The sequence below is a fragment of the Pedobacter sp. genome, from assembly GCF_039594775.1.
Lineage (GTDB): Bacteria > Bacteroidota > Bacteroidia > Sphingobacteriales > Sphingobacteriaceae > Pedobacter.
Genome location: NZ_JBCNMT010000005.1, coordinates 269,364 through 286,728, shown reverse-complemented (window position 1 = coordinate 286,728; position 17,365 = coordinate 269,364). Strand labels below are relative to the sequence as shown.

Sequence of the window (17,365 nt, the reverse complement as noted above, 5' to 3'; positions counted from 1 at the left end):
TAGTTAGACCAAAATCTAAATACTAAATACCGACTACTTATAATCTAATTAATATTTACTTGAAATTTCTTTTGCTACAGTTTCCAATACACCAGTAATTTGGTCATCAAACTTACCAGCTTTTAATGCTGCTAAAGTTTCTGGATGACGCAATTCCAATGCTTGTAGATAATCTGCTTCAAATTCTTTTACCTTGTTGACAGGTACATTACGCATCAAGTTTTTAGTACCAGCGTAAACAATCGCAACTTGTTTCTCTACAGTGAATGGAGAGAACTGAGCTTGTTTCAACATCTCCACGTTACGAGCACCTTTATCCAATACAGATTTAGTAGCCGCGTCCAAATCAGAACCGAATTTAGAGAAAGCCTCTAACTCACGGTATTGTGCTTGGTCTAATTTCAAAGTACCAGCAACTTTTTTCATTGATTTGATTTGTGCGTTACCACCTACACGTGATACCGAAATACCTACGTTAATTGCTGGACGGATACCTGAGTTGAACAAGTTCGACTCCAAGAAAATCTGACCATCAGTAATTGAAATTACGTTAGTAGGGATATATGCAGAAACGTCACCAGCTTGAGTTTCGATAATTGGCAATGCAGTTAATGAACCACCACCTTTAACGATACCTTTGATAGACTCTGGCAAATCGTTCATGTTTTTAGCGATATCATCATTAGCATTGATTTTCGCAGCTCTTTCTAACAAACGACTATGCAAATAGAAAACGTCACCTGGATAAGCCTCACGACCTGGAGGGCGTTTCAATAATAATGAAACCTCACGGTAAGCCACAGCTTGTTTAGACAAATCATCATAAACAATTAAAGCTGGACGACCTGTGTCACGGAAGAACTCACCAATAGCAGCACCAGCGAAAGGAGCATAGAACTGTAAAGGAGCAGGTTCAGCAGCAGAAGCAGCCACAACCACAGTATAAGCCATTGCGCCGTTCTCTTCTAAAGTACGTACAACGTTTGCTACTGTACTTGCTTTTTGACCACAAGCTACATAGATACAGAATACAGGATTACCTGCTTCGTAAAATTCTTTTTGGTTGATGATGGTATCGATACAAACCGCAGTTTTACCAATCTGACGGTCACCAATCACCAACTCACGCTGACCACGACCGATAGGAATCATCGCATCGATAGCTTTGATACCAGTTTGTAGAGGCTCGTTTACCGGCTGACGATAGATTACCCCGGGTGCTTTACGCTCCAAAGGCATTTCGTAAGTTTCACCAGTAATAGGTCCTTTACCATCAATTGGCTCACCTAAAGTGTTTACTACACGACCTAACATACCTTCGCCAACTTTAATAGAAGCGATTTTTTTAGTACGTTTAATGGTATCACCTTCTTTGATTTCGTCTGATGGGCCTAACAATACCACACCCACGTTATCTTCCTCAAGGTTCAATACAATTCCTTGCAAGCCGTTAGCAAACTCAACAAGCTCACCACTTTGAACTTTAGTTAAGCCGTAAACACGAGCAATACCATCGCCCACTTGCAATACAGTACCAACTTCTTCAAGTTCAGCTTCTGATTTGAAGCCGGCCAATTGCTGTCTGATAATTGCCGAAACTTCGTCTGGTCTTACCTCTACCATAATTTTATGTTATTTTGATATCTTTTGTTGTAAAATGTAATCTCTTACTCTTTTGTTATTTCAGTCCCGCTTTCCGCTTTACTTCGTGTTCGCTTCAATCGGGTTTATGTTATTTGCTATTGTAATTCTTGGTATAATTCAGTATCCTCAAAGTTTCCTATCTAAATACTGATTACTAAAATCTAGTTAGCAAATTCCTTTTTCAGTTTGGTTAAGCCGCTAGCAATACTTGCATCAAATTGCTTATCGCCAACTTTAAGAATAAAGCCCCCGATTAAATCAGCATTTACCTTTTCCTTGATCAATACTTGGCTAGCATTCAGTTCCTTTTTCACAAGGCTTACTACCTCAGCTCTGTTAGCGTCAGTAAGCGGGCTTGCTGAAGTTACCTCAGCAGTTACAATACCGTTAATGGCATTATATTGTTGTACAAACTGTTTAGCTGTATCAAACAAGATAGCACCACGACCTTTGCTTACCACCAATTTCAAGAAGCTTTGAGTAATGGCATGCACTTTTCCAGCAAAAATACCATCCAAAATGCCCTGTTTCTTATCCAAAGGTACAATCGGGTTTTTAAGGATTGCCTCTAGCTCCGAATTGTCATCCACCACTTTTTCAAAAAACACCATATCATTTTTCACCTCTTCTACGGCATTTTGCTCCTTAGAAAGGTCTAACAATGATTTCGCGTATCTAGCTCCTGCTTTACTTGACATATATTTTAGTTGTAAGTTGTAAGTGGTAAGTTATAAGTTGCTTAAAACATTAAGCACTAAAACCTAAAACTTAAAACGTTATACTTATAACTTAGTTTAATTCAACGTCCTTTAACAAATTGTTCACCAACTCTTGTTGCTTAGCCTTATCATCTAATTGGCTGCGCAATACACGCTCTGCAATATCCAATGACAATGCCGAAACTTGACCTTTCAATTCTGCCAAAGCTGCTTTCTTCTGGTTTTCGATTTCGATACGAGCTTTCTCGATCAATTTCGCCCCTTCAGTTTGTGCCTGAGTTTTTGCCTCGTTAACGATGCTATCTTTTAATGTTTTAGCTTCTTTTAAAATTTGGTCGCGTTCTTCACGAGCTTGTTTCATCAACTCTTCGTTCTGAGAACTTAAACGAGCCATCTCTTGTCTAGCTAGTTCAGCTTTATTTAAAGCCTCATCAATGCTTTTCTCACGATCGTGAATACCTTTCATGATTGGCTTCCAAGCAAATTTGCCCAATAAAAACACCAACACTAGGAAAGAAATAGTATTCCACGCTAATAAACCAATTTCAGGAACTAATAAATCCATTGTATATATTTAAATATTTTTTCTTTGTTAAACTTTCTTTTAAATAAGCACCTTAGCGGCAACCCCGAAAAGGTGCTTATCTTAAAATCTTTCTTTGATTAATTTGCGATCAAAGAAACTACTACCGCGAATAAAGCAACCGCCTCGATAAAAGCAGCAGCGATAAGCATAGCAGTTTGAATTTTTGAAGCGGCTTCTGGTTGACGAGCAATTGATTCCATTGCAGATCCACCGATTTTACCGATACCTAATCCAGCGCCAATTGCAGCTAAGCCTGCGCCGATTGCAGCTAATGTTCCAGTCATTTTTCTGATTTATTTATTATTGTTTAACAATTATGTTCTAATTAATGGTGCTCTTCTACCGCCATACCAATAAATAGCGCTGATAGAATAGTGAAAATAAACGCTTGGATAAATGCTACCAAGAACTCGATCAAGCCAATGAACACCGCAAAGAAAATTGATGCTGGTGCTACAGCAATAGAGTTAAAGATAAAAATCAAGCATAATAGTGACATGACCAAAATGTGACCTGCCGTAATGTTTGCGAACAAACGAATAGCTAGAGCGATAGGCTTAGTGAACATACCAAAAATCTCTACAGGGATCATCAATGGCTTTAACCACCATGGCACTGGAGGGTTCAAAATGTGACCCCAGTAATACTTATTTGCTTTAAAGGTAGTGATCAAGAAGGTAGCAGCGGCTAAAACCACAGTTAAAGCAATATTACCAGTTACGTTAGCGCCTCCCGGGAAGAAAGGAACCAAACCTAACATATTGTTTAGCCAGATAAAGAAAAACACAGATAACAAATACGGCATAAACGCAGCATACTTATGACCTAAGTTTGGTCTAGCAATATCATCACGCACAAAAAGAATAATTGGCTCCAAGAAAGATTGGATACCTTTTGGTGCTTTGCCAGCTCTCTTTTTGTAACCTGCAGCAACCGTAGTAAAAATAATTACCAACACTACAATTGACAGCAGCATACTGAATACGTTTTTGGTAACAGAAAAATCTAAAGGACGTGCATTAGTCACCTTCTCTTCGCCTTTCTCATCAGTTACGTGAGAAACATATGAACCATGAGCATCTGCAGTAGCATTTGCATAGTATATTTTGTTATGGGCAATGGCAAAACGTTGACCATTTTTTTCTACCACAACTTTACCAGCATCGTCAAACTGAAAAGCAGACGAACTAAAAGTCACCAAACCGTTGTCAGTCCAAAGAATAATTGGCAAATGAAGGGTTAAACCATGGTCGCCATGTCCCCAAATGGTAAAAAAATGACTATCACTAATGTGATGGAAAATAAATGAAGTAATATCAAATCCTTTTTCTTCTTTTCCATGCTCTTCACCGTGTGCAGCCGGAGCACTCACTTCATGGCCTTGAGCAGCCACACTATCAGCTTGCGCAAAAGCAGTAGTCCTAAAACCTAAAAACACAGAAAAAAGCGCAAAAACAACAATTAGCCTTCTAACTTTTGACACAAAAACTTGGTTATAATCCATTTACTCGCAGATTTTTACTATTTATTTTGGTGGCGCAAGTTACGTAACAAACCTAATATTTCAAAGAGGGTAAACAATAAATATAAAGAAAAAAAATTGAGGGCAAAAACCAAATCTCCTTTGGCTTGTTTCAGGCTGTAAATCAATACAAAAGCCATAGCGAACAACATTTTGATGATTACAGAGCCTAAAATAGCAAAAACCCCAATTTGCGGATTTCTTTGAATGCCCAAGTGGGCTAATAGGTAGGCAATCAGAGTTAGTCCAGCTAAAAACCCAAATACCAACCAAAATTGACCGGCAATAGCGTTTGGCAATAGCTCTTTCAACAATATGGCCGCCCCCGCCAATATTAACGTATAAATAAAATAGGCAACAATAAATTTTCTTAAGCTCAAAACAGTTTTTTTGTGGCAAAGTTAACCATTGGCTTATAATTTTACGATTTGTTCTTACTTAATGACCTCACCACTTGATATAACGATGCGGCAACCCCTACTATTCCCAATAGGGCCGTAAAAAGAAAATTTTCGATTCCTTGGTGTTCGTCTATTTTATAGCCAATAAAAGCAAATACGCCTATAGTAGCCATCATTTGAAAAGCCAGCCCAGTATATTTGGCATAGCTAAATGCAGGTTTATCTTTTTCCTCTTCCATTGTTTGGCTAACATTTGGTAAATTACATTTCAAATATTAAGATTATATTGCCGAATAAAATATTTTTGCGAATATTTTGTTATAGTATAAATAACTCAAAACCAATTGAACTCCTACAAGAAACATGGCTACGGAGCCTTATTGGGCTGTTTAACGCTCGCATTAACAATTAGCTGCTCTTCTCAAAAAGACACGCTTGCCAACAGAAAGCTCCAAAATCTGTCTGCAAGATATAACCTTATCTATAACTCTAATGTTTTATTAGAAGAATATTTAGAAGGTGTTAACCAAAGTAGAATAGATAATTTTAGTAGTTTTTTACCGCTTTATTATGCGCCGGCTATAGCCGATGCCACCACTGCCGGCAGTAAAATAAAAGAACTTGACCTGATAGACCAAAAGGCAAGAACCATTATTGCCGAAAAGAATTACAGTAATTATATAGATGACGCGTACATCCTTTTAGGAAAAACAAATTTTCTTCAAGGTAAATATTATAACGCCACAGCCTATTTCGATTACGTAGCAAAGGCTTATCAAAAAGACCATCAAGTTTATCTCAACGCCCTTAATTGGAAAGCACGTAGTTTTATAGAGCTAGACGATTTAGGAAATGCAGAAAAGATTTTAGACACGGTTAAAATAGAGCTCGACTCTGTAAAAAGAAACAAATCAGAGCCACTAGCCACCTTGGCACAGTTTAGCATTATCAAAGAAAACGATAAGCAAGCTATCGATTATTTGGAACAAGCCTTAAAAGCTGGGCCAAGTTCCTTGAACAGAATCAGATGGACTTATACCTTGGGACAGCTTTACGAGAATGAAAAGGAATATGCCAAAAGTATGGCCGCTTACCAAAAGGTAGAAAAAAGCAACGCCCCTTTTGATATGTACTTTAATGCCAAGTTGAGCAAAATTAGAATTGCGGAACTCTTGGACGGCAAAAACTTTGACCGGAAGCTACAGCTTACCCGAATGCTAAAGGATGATAAGAATGTAGATTTTAAAGATCAGATCTATTATGAAATTGCCGAAGATTATGCTGCAGCTGACCAATATGCCAAAGCAGAAGAATACTATAACCTTTCTGTTAAAAGCAGTACCGTTAACCAAACGCAAAAAGCATTATCATACTTAAAAATTGCCGATTTAAACTTTAAGCATTATAGCGATTATGTAACCGCAAAGCTCTATTATGATAGTACAGCCTTAACTTTGCCCAAAACACATCCGCTATATGAATCAATAGCTAACAAGGCCCAAAACTTAGCTTATTTGCAACAACGTTATGAAACCATTAGCCTGCAGGATACTTTGCAAAAAATAGCCTTACTGCCCGCTAACAATCGTGCGGTTGCTTTAAACAATTATTTTTCGGCAATGGCCCCGAATGTGGCTAGTGCCTCTACAAATCCAAATGGCACCACCACAGGTAACCTAGGAAGAGCAAATGTAAATTATCAAAATCAAGCTGGCGGCACCTTTTATTTTGCTAATTCTAATGCTGTTAGTAGAGGTTTCAATGAGTTTAAAAAACGTTGGGGCAATAGAAAATTGACACCTAACTGGCGACAAAGTGTAAAATCATCGCAAGATCAGCAAGATGCACTTAACGGCGCAATAAATGACCCTGGTTCTCTACCTTCAAATCCAGATGTAGTAGCCTCAAACGACGCATCAAAAGATCAGAACAAGGTAAACTCCTATCTTGATTCCATTCCGCTTAGCCCTGCGCAACTGGAAAAATCAAACCAAAAAATCATAGATGCCTATTTGGATATGGGCAGTTTTTATCAGCAAGTGCTGCATGATAAACCGGAAGCTATCAAGACTTACCAAACTTTGTTAAAAAGGTTTCCAAACAACAGCAAGCTGGACATGGTCTATTACAGTCTGTATCTCGCTTATCAAGGTAATGATAATGCAAAATCGAATGAGTACAAAAACTTGGTGTTAAGCAAATATCCTAATTCAGTTTATGCCAAAACCATCATCGACCCTAATTTCTCTTCGAAACAAAATCAGCTGGAAGCCACCTTGAATAGAGAGTACGAAAGTTTGTTTAACAAACTGCAGGAAAAAGAATTTAAGGCCGTAATCGCTGACGCAAACAGTGTTAGTCAACGTTTCCCCGGAAATAGCATGGAGCCTCAATATGATTATCTAAAAGCAATAGCCATTGGGCGTACGGAACATGTTGACCAGTTGATTTCGAGTTTCAAACAGATTACTGAGAAATATCCGAATGACCAATTGATCAAACCCTTAGTAGAACAGCATTTGCTCTATATCAATGCTCATTTAAGCGAGTTTAAAAAGAGAAAAATAGCACTCGTAGATTACGACACCAACGAAATCCCGTTTGCAGAGAATAAAACAAGGATAAGGTTTAACGAACCTATTATTGCCAACTTACTTGATCCAACAGGTAAAAAAACTTACACGCCTACGCAAACTGTTGCACCAAAACCTGTGGAGGAAAAACCAGTGCAAAAACCAGTAGTAGAACCAAAACCTGAGGTAAAACCGGAACCTAAAGAAGCCAAAAAAGATACGGTGGCGACGAAAAAACCAGTGATTGAACCTAAAAAAGATTCAGTAATTGTACCTAAGCCAATAAAGAAAGACAGCGTAATAATTCCACCAGTAACCAAAAAGGATACCATAGCTACGCCAATAGCTGTTACAAAACCAGTGGATACTGTTGTTGCTAAGCCCGTAATTCCGGAACCTGAAAAAGAAACTTTATTCAATCCTGCTTCTTCGAGTACCTATTATTATGTAGTGGCGGTAAATTCGGCAGCACTAAATGTAAGTACTTCTCGTTTTGGTATCGGACAATTTAACCGTGGCAATTATGCTGGCACCAATCTTCGACACCAGCTTAAGGAATTCAATGAAGACCAATTGATTATTGTAGGCGACTTTAACAGTGTTGGCGATGTGCAACAATACCTGCAGAATATAAAACCTCAATTAGGGAAAATCATGAAAATTCCTGCCGCTAATTATGTTACCTTTGCCATTAGTAAAGAAAATTTAGAAAAAATCACCAATCGAAATACCTTAGAAAGGTATATCAGATATATAAGTAGCAATGAACTATAGAAAAAACAATTCATTATCTCCGGAGCTTATCAGAAAATACAATTGGCGCATTTGGAAAGTGCTGATTGCAGGCATTATTGCCTTTGCTATTTTTATCATTATGATAGGTTTTGGTGTTTTTGGAGAAATTCCTTCATTTAGAGCCATTGAACATCCAAAAAGCAATGAAGCTACAGAGGTGATTTCTGAAGAAGGAAAGGTTTTGGGGACTTACTTTGTTAAAAACAGATCCAATGTTAACTATAGCGAAATTTCACCAAACGTAATCAATGCGCTGATTGCTACAGAAGACATTCGCTACCGTTCACACTCAGGTATTGATTTTAAACGTACATTCACTATTTTTCTATACGCCCTTACGGGCAAAAAACAGGGTGGTAGTACCATCACCCAACAGTTGGCGCTCAACCTTTTTTCGGAAGAAGGAAGAGCCAAAAATTTCGCAAAAAGGATCATTCAAAAGTTCCAGGAATGGGTAATTGCCATTAAATTGGAGCGCAACTATACCAAAGAGGAAATCATTACCATGTACCTAAACACGGTTGATTTTGGAAACAATGCCTATGGTATCAAATCTGCGGCGAGAGTATATTTCAATACTACTCCCGATAAATTAACGGTACCTCAAGCTGCAGTATTAATCGGTTTACAAAAAGGGATTACCCGCTATTCGCCAACCAAAAACCCAGAGCGTTCTTTAGAACGTAGAAATACCGTAATGGCTTTAATGGTGAAAGAAGGTTACATTACCCAAGATCAGCTTGCCGGAGAAAAAGACAAACCACTCAATCTACATTTTAATGCAGCAACCACCAACGATGGTATTGCTCCTTATTTCAGATCTGTTTTAAAAACAGAAGTTAAAAAGATTTTGGAAGAGCGTTCGATCAACAAAGCGGACGGCACTCCTTATGATTTAGATAGGGATGGCTTAAAGATTTATACCACGATCAATTACGATATGCAGGTATATGCCGAAGAAGCACAAAAAGAATACATGAAAACTTTGCAGGCCCAGTTTACAAAAAGCTGGAAAGGCAGAAATCCGTTTAAAGGCCTAGACCAACTCATTGACCAAGGCATTAAAAGATCGGATAGGTATAAAGCGTTGAAATTAGAGGGCAAGTCTGATGAGGAAATCACTACTGACTTCAACACCCCTTCTAAACTGACTATTTTTACTTGGCGTGGTAACATCGACACCTTGATGAAACCGATTGACTCGGTAAAATACTACAAATTGTTATTGCGTAATGCAATGATGGCCATGGACCCAAAAACAGGCAACATTAAAGCTTGGGTAGGTGGTATTAATTTTGAACATTTCAAATATGACCAGGTAAAAATGGGTAAAAGACAGGTAGGCTCTACCGCTAAACCTTTTACTTATGCCGTAGCCATTGAAAACGGATATTCTCCTTGTTTTGAAGTGCTAAATGAGCCTGTGACCATTTCTAACCCAGGCAGTCCGGATTGGACGCCTCGAAATTCGGGCACTCCTCTTCCGGGGAAAATCACTTTGCAAAAAGGTTTGGCCTTTTCACAAAACTATATTGCTGCATTTTTAATGAAAGAAGTAGGTCCAACGGCAGTAATGAATGAAATCAAAAAGATGGGCATCACTAGTGAAGTTCCTGCAGTGCCTTCTATTGCTTTAGGAACTTTTGATGCTTCTATTTATGACATGGTAGGCGCTTATGGTGTTTTTGCTAACAAAGGAGCCTGGACACAGCCTAATTTCATCACCAAAATTGAAGACAAGAACGGTGTAGTACTTTACGAAAGTAAGCCAATTATTAAAGTAGCCATGAACGAAGAAGTGGCCTATGTAATGACCCGTATGCTACGTGGCGTAATTACTGGCGGTACAGGTTCTCGCTTAAGCTATAAATACAAGATAAACGGTGCTATAGGTGGTAAAACCGGAACTACTCAAAATAACTCCGATGGTTGGTTTATGGCCATCTCTCCTGATTTAGTAGCGGGTGTTTGGACAGGCTGCGAAGACCGTGCTTTCCATTTCACCAGTACCAGAGATGGCGAAGGTGCTAATTCGGCGCTGCCTATTTACGCAGGCTTTATGAAACGAGTATATGCCAATCCAAATCTAAAAGTAACTAAAAATGATTTTGATCCTCCTGCAAGTGGGGTCAATATTATTTACGACTGTAACCAATATCAGCCGCAAGAGCAAACGACAACAGAGCTAGACAAGAAATTGGGCTTTTAATTTTAAGCAATATTGAATAGACCTCGTAAGTTTTAAACCTACGAGGTCTAATTTTTTAGTGTAAATTTGTAATATAGATGAGCAGTTTCGATTACAAAAAGGCGTTAAAGGATATCCCACACAAACCTGGTGTTTATCAATATTTTGATATTGAGGATAAACTCATATACATCGGTAAGGCCAAAGATTTACGAAATCGTGTAAGTTCCTATTTTGTAAAAGACAAACAGGTCAATGGGAAAACCAGGGTATTGGTATCAAAAATCAGACGCATACAGTTTACCATTGTAGATACCGAAATAGATGCCTGGTTATTAGAAAACAGCTTGATCAAAAAACATCAGCCCCGCTACAACATCATGCTTAAGGATGACAAAACCTATCCATGGATTGTCATCAAAAAAGAACCTTTCCCTCGAGTTTTTTCTACCCGAAGAATGGTGAAAGATGGCTCTACTTATTTAGGACCGTACGCCTCCGTAGGAATGATGCACACTATTCTTGAGGTCATTAAGGAAACCTATACCTTACGTACCTGCAATCTTCCTTTAACAACAGAAAATATCAATGCCGGCAAGTTTAAGGTTTGCTTGGAATACCAAATTGGCAATTGTAAAGGGCCGTGTCAAAACTACCAAAGCAAGGAAGACTACGAGACCAATATTGCCGAAATCAAGGATATCTTAAACGGTAAAATCGGCAATGTGATTAAGGACGTGAAGCAAGTAGTTAAAACTGCTGCCGAAGAACTTAATTTCGAGCTGGCACACAGTTACCAAAAAAAACTGAGTGTTTTGGAAAAATACCAAAGCAAGTCTACAGTAGTAAGCAGCGCCATTACCAATATTGATGTCGTGAGCATTGCAAGTGATGAACGTTATGCCTTTGTGAATTACCTTAAGGTAATGAACGGGGCCATTATACAAACGCAGACCATAGAGATTAAAAAGCGATTGGACGAAAGTGACGAAGAACTTTTATCCATTGCCATTGCCGAATTTAGAACGAAATTTAAAAGTACGTCTCGAGAAATTATTGTCCCTTTTGAAATTCCATTGGAGGACATAAACTTAAAGCTTACGGTACCTAAGCTTGGCGAAAAGAAAAAGCTGTTAGAACTATCGCAGAAGAATGTACTATTCTTTAAAAAGGAAAAACTTAACCAATACGAAAAGTTAAATCCGGAACTGAAAACGGAACGTGTGCTTACTCAAATGAAAAATGATTTGAGACTTACGCAGCTGCCTTATCATATTGAATGCTTTGACAATTCTAACTTTCAGGGCAAATATCCGGTATCGGCCATTGTGGTTTTTAAGGATGCCAAACCCAGCAAAAAAGACTACAGGCATTTTAATGTGAAAACAGTAGAAGGCCCCAATGATTTTGCCACCATGCAAGAGGCTGTTTATAGGCGATATAAACGCATGTTGGACGAAAGCCAATCTTTGCCCCAACTGATCATTATTGACGGCGGTAAAGGCCAGCTTTCATCTGCAGTTAGCAGCTTAAAGAAATTAGGCATAGATAAGAAGGTTACGGTAATTGGCATTGCCAAAAGATTAGAGGAGCTATATTATCCAAACGATAGCCTACCAATGTACCTCGATAAAAAATCAGAAACGTTAAAAATCATCCAACAGCTTCGTGACGAGGCACATCGCTTCGGGATTACCTTCCATAGAAAGAAAAGAGACCAAGGCACCTTAAAAACGGAATTAGAAGAAATAGAAGGCATTGGTAAAAGTACCGCCGACAAGTTATTGAAACACTTTAAATCAGTGAAGAAAATTAAGGAAGCAAGTGCAGACGAGCTATCCAAATTACTTAACAAAAAACAAGTGGTTACGCTTGTAAATTACTTTAACGATACTGAAGCTGGTTAAGCTTTTCTTTTTAGTTATTGATAAACCCAAGGCAATCCTAAAGTATTATATAACAGACTTTAAGATTGCTTCGTACTTCGCAATGACATAATGCTTAAGAATAGCGAAACGATCACAAAAAAAGTCCCGATAAATGAATAACGGGACTTTTTATATTTTTACACAAGTTAGGATTAATACTCCCAAAGGCCTTGTTCCATATCAGCCATTTTCTTCTTGATACGTTCGTTTTCCAATAAACGTTGTCTTGGATCCGTAATCAAATCTTTTACCTTGTAATCACCGGAGTTGGTTTCTTTCACAATATAACTAGAGAACAAACGGTGTACAAAGAAATCGTCCATGCTTAATGGTGAAGAATCGTTTAGGGCATTGAAAAGTCTTTTGGTTGCCAGAATATCTCTAGCCTCTTCATAAGCAATCCAAAATACTGGTTGCCAGTCCTTAGTTTGCTCATTGAATTTCAAAGGAGCCAAGGCAATTATACGAGGTTCAAAAACGCCTCTTTTACCGTCGAAAACCCAATCTTCCTTAATTCTGTATTTCAAGAACAAAGCTGGATTAAACTCTCCAGCTACTTGCGTAACCGTTCCCGTTTTATTATTGGTTACGTTTACCATACCGTTTGCCAACTTAATTGCTTCCGCTGTATCCAATGGGAAATTAAATGCATCGTCATCATCCAAAGTCGTTGGATTTTTAGGGTTATAAGCCGTAAGCTCTTCATTTCTAACATGAGTAAGCAATACATCTATTAACCTTGACTTAGGGAAGTTCAGTACACCGTTAATGGTATCGCGTAAATCAATATCTCTCCAAACACGTTTGGTCAGTACTACATCTTCGTCCTTAATTACTGCTAAAAATGCCTTTTCAGAAGCTGTATCTCTTAGTTCCTTCTCCATGGCATAGCCATCTTTTGGCTTTACCTTCTGCTTTTTCTTAACCGTTTTGGTGGTATCTACTTTTGGGACTTCTGTCTTCGGAGCTTCTTGAACCACCTTAGCAGGAGGAGTTTTTGCACCTTTCTTATTGGTATTCGCCTTTTTTTGGGCAAAACCAGTAACTGAAATTACTGCAATAAATACCAACGACAACGCAATCTTTTTCATTTTCAATTATTTTACATTAAATACCAATGCTGGCAAAACCTTTTGTCTACCATCAGGCCCTTGAGAAACAATTTGGTCAAAAATAACTCTTGTTCCTGGCGATACCGCATTGATTGCACTTCTAACCGCTCCAGTAAAATTACCGCCTTGTCCTGATATGGTAATCGCATCAGCACGAGGTTTAATTACTGTTAATTCAAATCTCAAAATTTTAAACTTCACATCAAAAGGGAAGTCATCTAAATCAGCTTCAATCTCCGATTCGCTTTTCAGCTGTACCGAAGCGATATCACCACCACCATAACCACCAACTTTGGCAATTGGTGCAGGAATCGCCTTTACTCTAAATTTAGGGGCGCCCAAGTTTACCGTCTTCCCAGCATTGTTACCAGTTACACTAATAGAAATTTCTTTACCTACCAATGAACCTGGTACGTTTACCATGTATTTTCCATTGCCACCAGTTAAAGAACCACCACCTACAAGATTAGCACTAATGTTAGGGAAACCAGCTGCCGAAATGGTAAATGGATTTGGAATACCTGCATAAATTACATTCAACTTATCGGATGAAACCGTTGCCGAAGGGGCAGCTACCTGATAGGTTTGTGGTTTAGTTTCGTAAGTTTTGATATTGCCATTTCTTTCTTTAACTCTAATCGTACCTTTCCAAGTAAAGGTACCTACGCTGCCGGTACCGCCAGTATAAACGCCTTTTCCATTTTCGGTAGGAACTTTATTACCATTCACACTAACATCTGGGGTAGATTTGGAGTCACTAGCGGTTAAATAGATTTCTGCTTTATAAGGCTGTCCTTGTATCACGTATGAAGATGGTGCTACCGCAACGGCTTCAAATTGATCAAGCACTACAATAGGCTTATCAGCTAATATTTTATTGATGATATCTGCTTCCATGTTTTTAGCATCATTTTGAATCATTGTCAAAATGGTTCTAAAAGCCGCTAAAGGCACACCTTCACCAAAATTATTCCCTGTCCAAGTTCTAGGTTCACCAGCCTTAGGTTTTGCTGGGTCAAGTGCCTGTAGCATAAAAGTAGGCTTGCCCTCATCGGCCTGTAACAACGCAGCTAATTTCTTACCTGTTTCGTTAATTTTGGTTTGTAGCCTTTTACCTTCTTTATTTTCAGTATCACTACCCATGATATTTTGACCAATATCAAGGTTATTTTTTTGCACTAACTCGCCATTTTCGTCAAGTCCTTCTTCAGCAACCTTAGCTTGAAGCCCATCAATATGTTTGATTAAATCTTCAGCTATTTTCTGTGCTTCCTTTGCCCTATTTAATTTCAGCAAATTGTCGCCACTCTCCTTGGCTTTGGTGCTCTCGTAATTTCTTAAAAGTTGGGTGATGTTATTTCCAACGTTTTCCTTAGAGGTATTTAAGCTATCATTAATATTCTTAAAAGCTTTCAATACCAAATCAGAAACGTTTAGGGCAAGCATCGCTAATAGTACCAAATACATGATACCAATCATCTTCTGCCTTGCCGTTTCCTTACCTCCTGCCATATTATATCAATATTTAAAAGTTAGATAATATGACCAATTAAGCACGTGGTTGATTCATTGCCGTTAACATGTTACCATAAATGGCATTTAACGACGATAAGTTTTTGGCAAGTTTACCAACTTCTTCCTTAAACTGTTTAGAGTCCTCCATCGATTCGTTGAAATTATCCATAGTTAAGGCTAAGTTTTGGTAGAATTTATTCATGGATTTTAAGTGTGCACTAGAATCTTGCAATTCTAATTCATATACTGCATTTAATGCTGATAGGTTTTTTGCCAAATTGTTTACCTGCTCGTGATAAGCTTTTGAATCCGCGTTACTAGCACCTAATTCTGCCAACTGCTCTGTAGCTTTATTAAAAGCAGTGTTCATATTACCAAGGCTATCGCTAGCACCTTTTACTTTCGAGGTAAATTCTGTAGTTGCTAAAGAGGCGTCCGCAACATTAGAAATATTTGCTACTCGATCTCCAAAAGTGCGTAAGCCATTTCCCAAGCTCTCAATCAACTCTGGACCAATTTTTTCATTTACTAATTTATCCAACGCACCGGTTGAAGAAGCACTACTTACTGCAGCAACCTGAGGAATTGCGTCGGCAGGTGTCGGTTTGCCATCTTTACGCAATTGAGGATAAACTCTATCCCATTCCACATCTGCATGAGGAGGGAACAAACCACCCAGCAGGAACAGAATAGCTTCTACTCCTAGTCCCACACCAATCATGATACTTCCCCAAATACCTCCCAAGTGAAGGATTTTAAATAGCGCACCAACAATTACAATAGAAGCACCGATTGACGTTGCTAAGTGTAATTTCGCCTCATTAGTAGCATATTTTCCCGCCATAATTCTTAATAGTTAATTTTTTAGTTTGTGGTTTTATTTTATTTTTCTGTTGTTACTTGATGCTATTTCCTGGGTAGTGTGATACACATCTGAAACCAATGTATGACCTAGGAATATTTTGATATTCGTGCTGTGCTACTGAGTTTTGAAGGAAAAATCCGATATCCTTCCAAGAACCACCTTTTACAACCTTACGTCTACCTTTTCTAAAAATTGGGTTTTTATCTTCCGGCAAAGAACTATTGTATGAATTCAATGTCCACTCGGCTACGTTACCAGACATATTATATAGACCATAATCATTTGGCAAGTATGCCTTTGCTTCAACAGTATACAAGGCACCATCATCTGCATAGTTACCTCTACCTACCTTAAAGTTGGCCTGTAAGCAACCTTTGGCGTTCATAATATAAGGGCCTCCCCAAGGATATTTAGTTTGAGTTCTGCCCCCACGTGCCGCATATTCAAATTCAGCTTCTGTTGGCAAATCATATTTCAATCTAGAATTAACTGGCAATTTGCGTTGACGGGCTACATTTTCATAAAACTGTGTACGCCAATTACTAAAAGCCCTTGCTTGGTCCCAAGTAACGCCAACTACCGGATACTTATCATATGAAGGGTGGTTAAAGTAAGCTTCAACCATCGGATCATTATATTCATATGTATAATCTTTTCTCCAAACCAAGGTATCTGGGTAGACCATCACTGACGGATGCTCGTTCACTTTCCCGGGAGTTGGATTATCGGTATAGATATCATAATCGTCTATACGCTGTCTATTAGGAATTGAAGCATTTTCCAATGCCATGTCCATATTTTTCTCTACATAGGCATAGCGTAAAAGTTTAATATCAATATCCTTGTCGTTCTTCCCATTAGTAAAACTAGAAAGGTTATCATTGATATACATTGCTTTTAGCTTATTCTGCACTTCGGGTTTCTTATTTCTCCAAAGATTGGAGCCATTCCCTACCTTTTTCCAATCGATAGTCTTAAAGGTAGAAGGTCCAGCGGTAGCGCCACCTTTTGGTTTAATGAAATAGTCATCAATATTACCCTTGGTAACGGCAATGGAATCTCTTACCCAATTTACAAACTGTCTGTATTCAGCATTGGTGATTTCTGTTTGGTCCATATAGAAAGGACTCATCGAAACCATCTTACTTTGTTTGCCTTGGTAAAAGGTAATATCCTCGTCGGTCATTCCCAAAAGGTTCCGACCACCAGGTATATAAACCATCCCCAATGGGATAGCATTGTTTTTAAATTTCCTGTTATAAGCCCCTACTAATTCCCCATTACCGCCCTTTCCACAACTAGAAAGCATTAAAGAAAGCACGGTAATCGCAAGAAAGTATAATTTCTTCATATGTTGTCTAAGCAATTTTATAGCAATTTTATCAATTAACATTGAGATTAACAACTATTCGCACAAAAAAATCCACACTTTTTGTATTGAAATATTTTATTAACATTATGTTCATCTCAAAACCTTAAGATCTAGAAGATAATCTGGCTGCTTTCAAACCTGCCAC

Annotated in this window: 14 protein-coding genes; 3 read left to right on the top strand and 11 right to left on the bottom strand. The window is 38.3% G+C overall.

Annotation, left to right across the window (positions count from 1 at the left end):
* Positions 1–48 precede the first annotated feature (48 nt).
* The 7 genes from atpA to ABDV71_RS14170 all read right to left on the bottom strand — a co-directional run bounded on the left by atpA (position 49) and on the right by ABDV71_RS14170 (position 5,111).
* Positions 49–1,623, bottom strand: coding sequence for a F0F1 ATP synthase subunit alpha (gene atpA, locus ABDV71_RS14200; RefSeq protein WP_343533659.1), 1,575 nt, complete (start codon positions 1,621–1,623; stop codon positions 49–51).
* Positions 1,624–1,805: 182 nt separating this feature from the next.
* Positions 1,806–2,342, bottom strand: coding sequence for an ATP synthase F1 subunit delta (atpH, locus tag ABDV71_RS14195; protein ID WP_343533657.1), 537 nt, complete (start codon positions 2,340–2,342; stop codon positions 1,806–1,808).
* 91 nt (positions 2,343–2,433) lie between these two features.
* Positions 2,434–2,928, bottom strand: a complete 495-nt coding sequence (locus ABDV71_RS14190) for a F0F1 ATP synthase subunit B (RefSeq protein WP_113648462.1) — start codon at positions 2,926–2,928, stop codon at positions 2,434–2,436.
* Positions 2,929–3,026: 98 nt separating this feature from the next.
* Entirely contained in the window at positions 3,027–3,233 is a 207-nt protein-coding gene (gene atpE / locus ABDV71_RS14185; protein WP_113636474.1) for an ATP synthase F0 subunit C, read from the bottom strand.
* A 41-nt stretch (positions 3,234–3,274) separates the two neighbouring features.
* Positions 3,275–4,453, bottom strand: a complete 1,179-nt coding sequence (gene atpB / locus ABDV71_RS14180; protein WP_343533653.1) for a F0F1 ATP synthase subunit A — start codon at positions 4,451–4,453, stop codon at positions 3,275–3,277.
* Between the two features lie 17 nt (positions 4,454–4,470).
* Complete coding sequence (locus ABDV71_RS14175) at positions 4,471–4,851, bottom strand: hypothetical protein (protein WP_343533651.1); 381 nt, start codon at positions 4,849–4,851, stop codon at positions 4,471–4,473.
* A gap of 41 nt (positions 4,852–4,892) precedes the next feature.
* Complete coding sequence (locus tag ABDV71_RS14170; protein ID WP_343533649.1) at positions 4,893–5,111, bottom strand: AtpZ/AtpI family protein; 219 nt, start codon at positions 5,109–5,111, stop codon at positions 4,893–4,895.
* Positions 5,112–5,216: 105 nt separating this feature from the next.
* On the opposite strand from ABDV71_RS14170, the gene ABDV71_RS14165 reads away from it, so the two are divergent.
* The 3 genes from ABDV71_RS14165 (at position 5,217) to uvrC (ending at position 12,335) form a co-directional block, all read left to right on the top strand.
* On the top strand, positions 5,217–8,219 hold the full coding sequence (locus tag ABDV71_RS14165; protein ID WP_343533647.1) for a gliding motility protein: 3,003 nt from the start codon (positions 5,217–5,219) through the stop codon (positions 8,217–8,219).
* Positions 8,209–10,449, top strand: a complete 2,241-nt coding sequence (locus tag ABDV71_RS14160; RefSeq protein WP_343533645.1) for a transglycosylase domain-containing protein — start codon at positions 8,209–8,211, stop codon at positions 10,447–10,449. Before ABDV71_RS14165 ends, ABDV71_RS14160 begins: the two co-directional genes overlap by 11 nt.
* A 77-nt stretch (positions 10,450–10,526) precedes the next feature.
* Positions 10,527–12,335 carry an excinuclease ABC subunit UvrC gene (uvrC, locus tag ABDV71_RS14155; protein WP_343533643.1) on the top strand — a complete coding sequence of 603 codons (1,809 nt, stop codon included), beginning with the start codon at positions 10,527–10,529 and terminating at the stop codon, positions 12,333–12,335.
* 173 nt (positions 12,336–12,508) lie between these two features.
* Here the strand turns inward: uvrC and gldN are convergent, their stop codons facing one another.
* Genes gldN through ABDV71_RS14135 form a run of 4 tightly spaced genes read right to left on the bottom strand, consistent with a single transcriptional unit; the run spans position 12,509 to position 17,199 of the window.
* Positions 12,509–13,447 carry a gliding motility protein GldN gene (gldN, locus tag ABDV71_RS14150; protein ID WP_343533641.1) on the bottom strand — a complete coding sequence of 313 codons (939 nt, stop codon included), beginning with the start codon at positions 13,445–13,447 and terminating at the stop codon, positions 12,509–12,511.
* A 6-nt stretch (positions 13,448–13,453) separates the two neighbouring features.
* Complete coding sequence (gldM, locus tag ABDV71_RS14145) at positions 13,454–14,980, bottom strand: gliding motility protein GldM (protein WP_343533639.1); 1,527 nt, start codon at positions 14,978–14,980, stop codon at positions 13,454–13,456.
* A 37-nt stretch (positions 14,981–15,017) separates the two neighbouring features.
* Positions 15,018–15,827, bottom strand: a complete 810-nt coding sequence (gene gldL / locus ABDV71_RS14140; RefSeq protein ID WP_343533637.1) for a gliding motility protein GldL — start codon at positions 15,825–15,827, stop codon at positions 15,018–15,020.
* 52 nt (positions 15,828–15,879) lie between these two features.
* Entirely contained in the window at positions 15,880–17,199 is a 1,320-nt protein-coding gene (locus ABDV71_RS14135) for an SUMF1/EgtB/PvdO family nonheme iron enzyme (protein ID WP_343533635.1), read from the bottom strand.
* Positions 17,200–17,365: the final 166 nt, after the last annotated feature.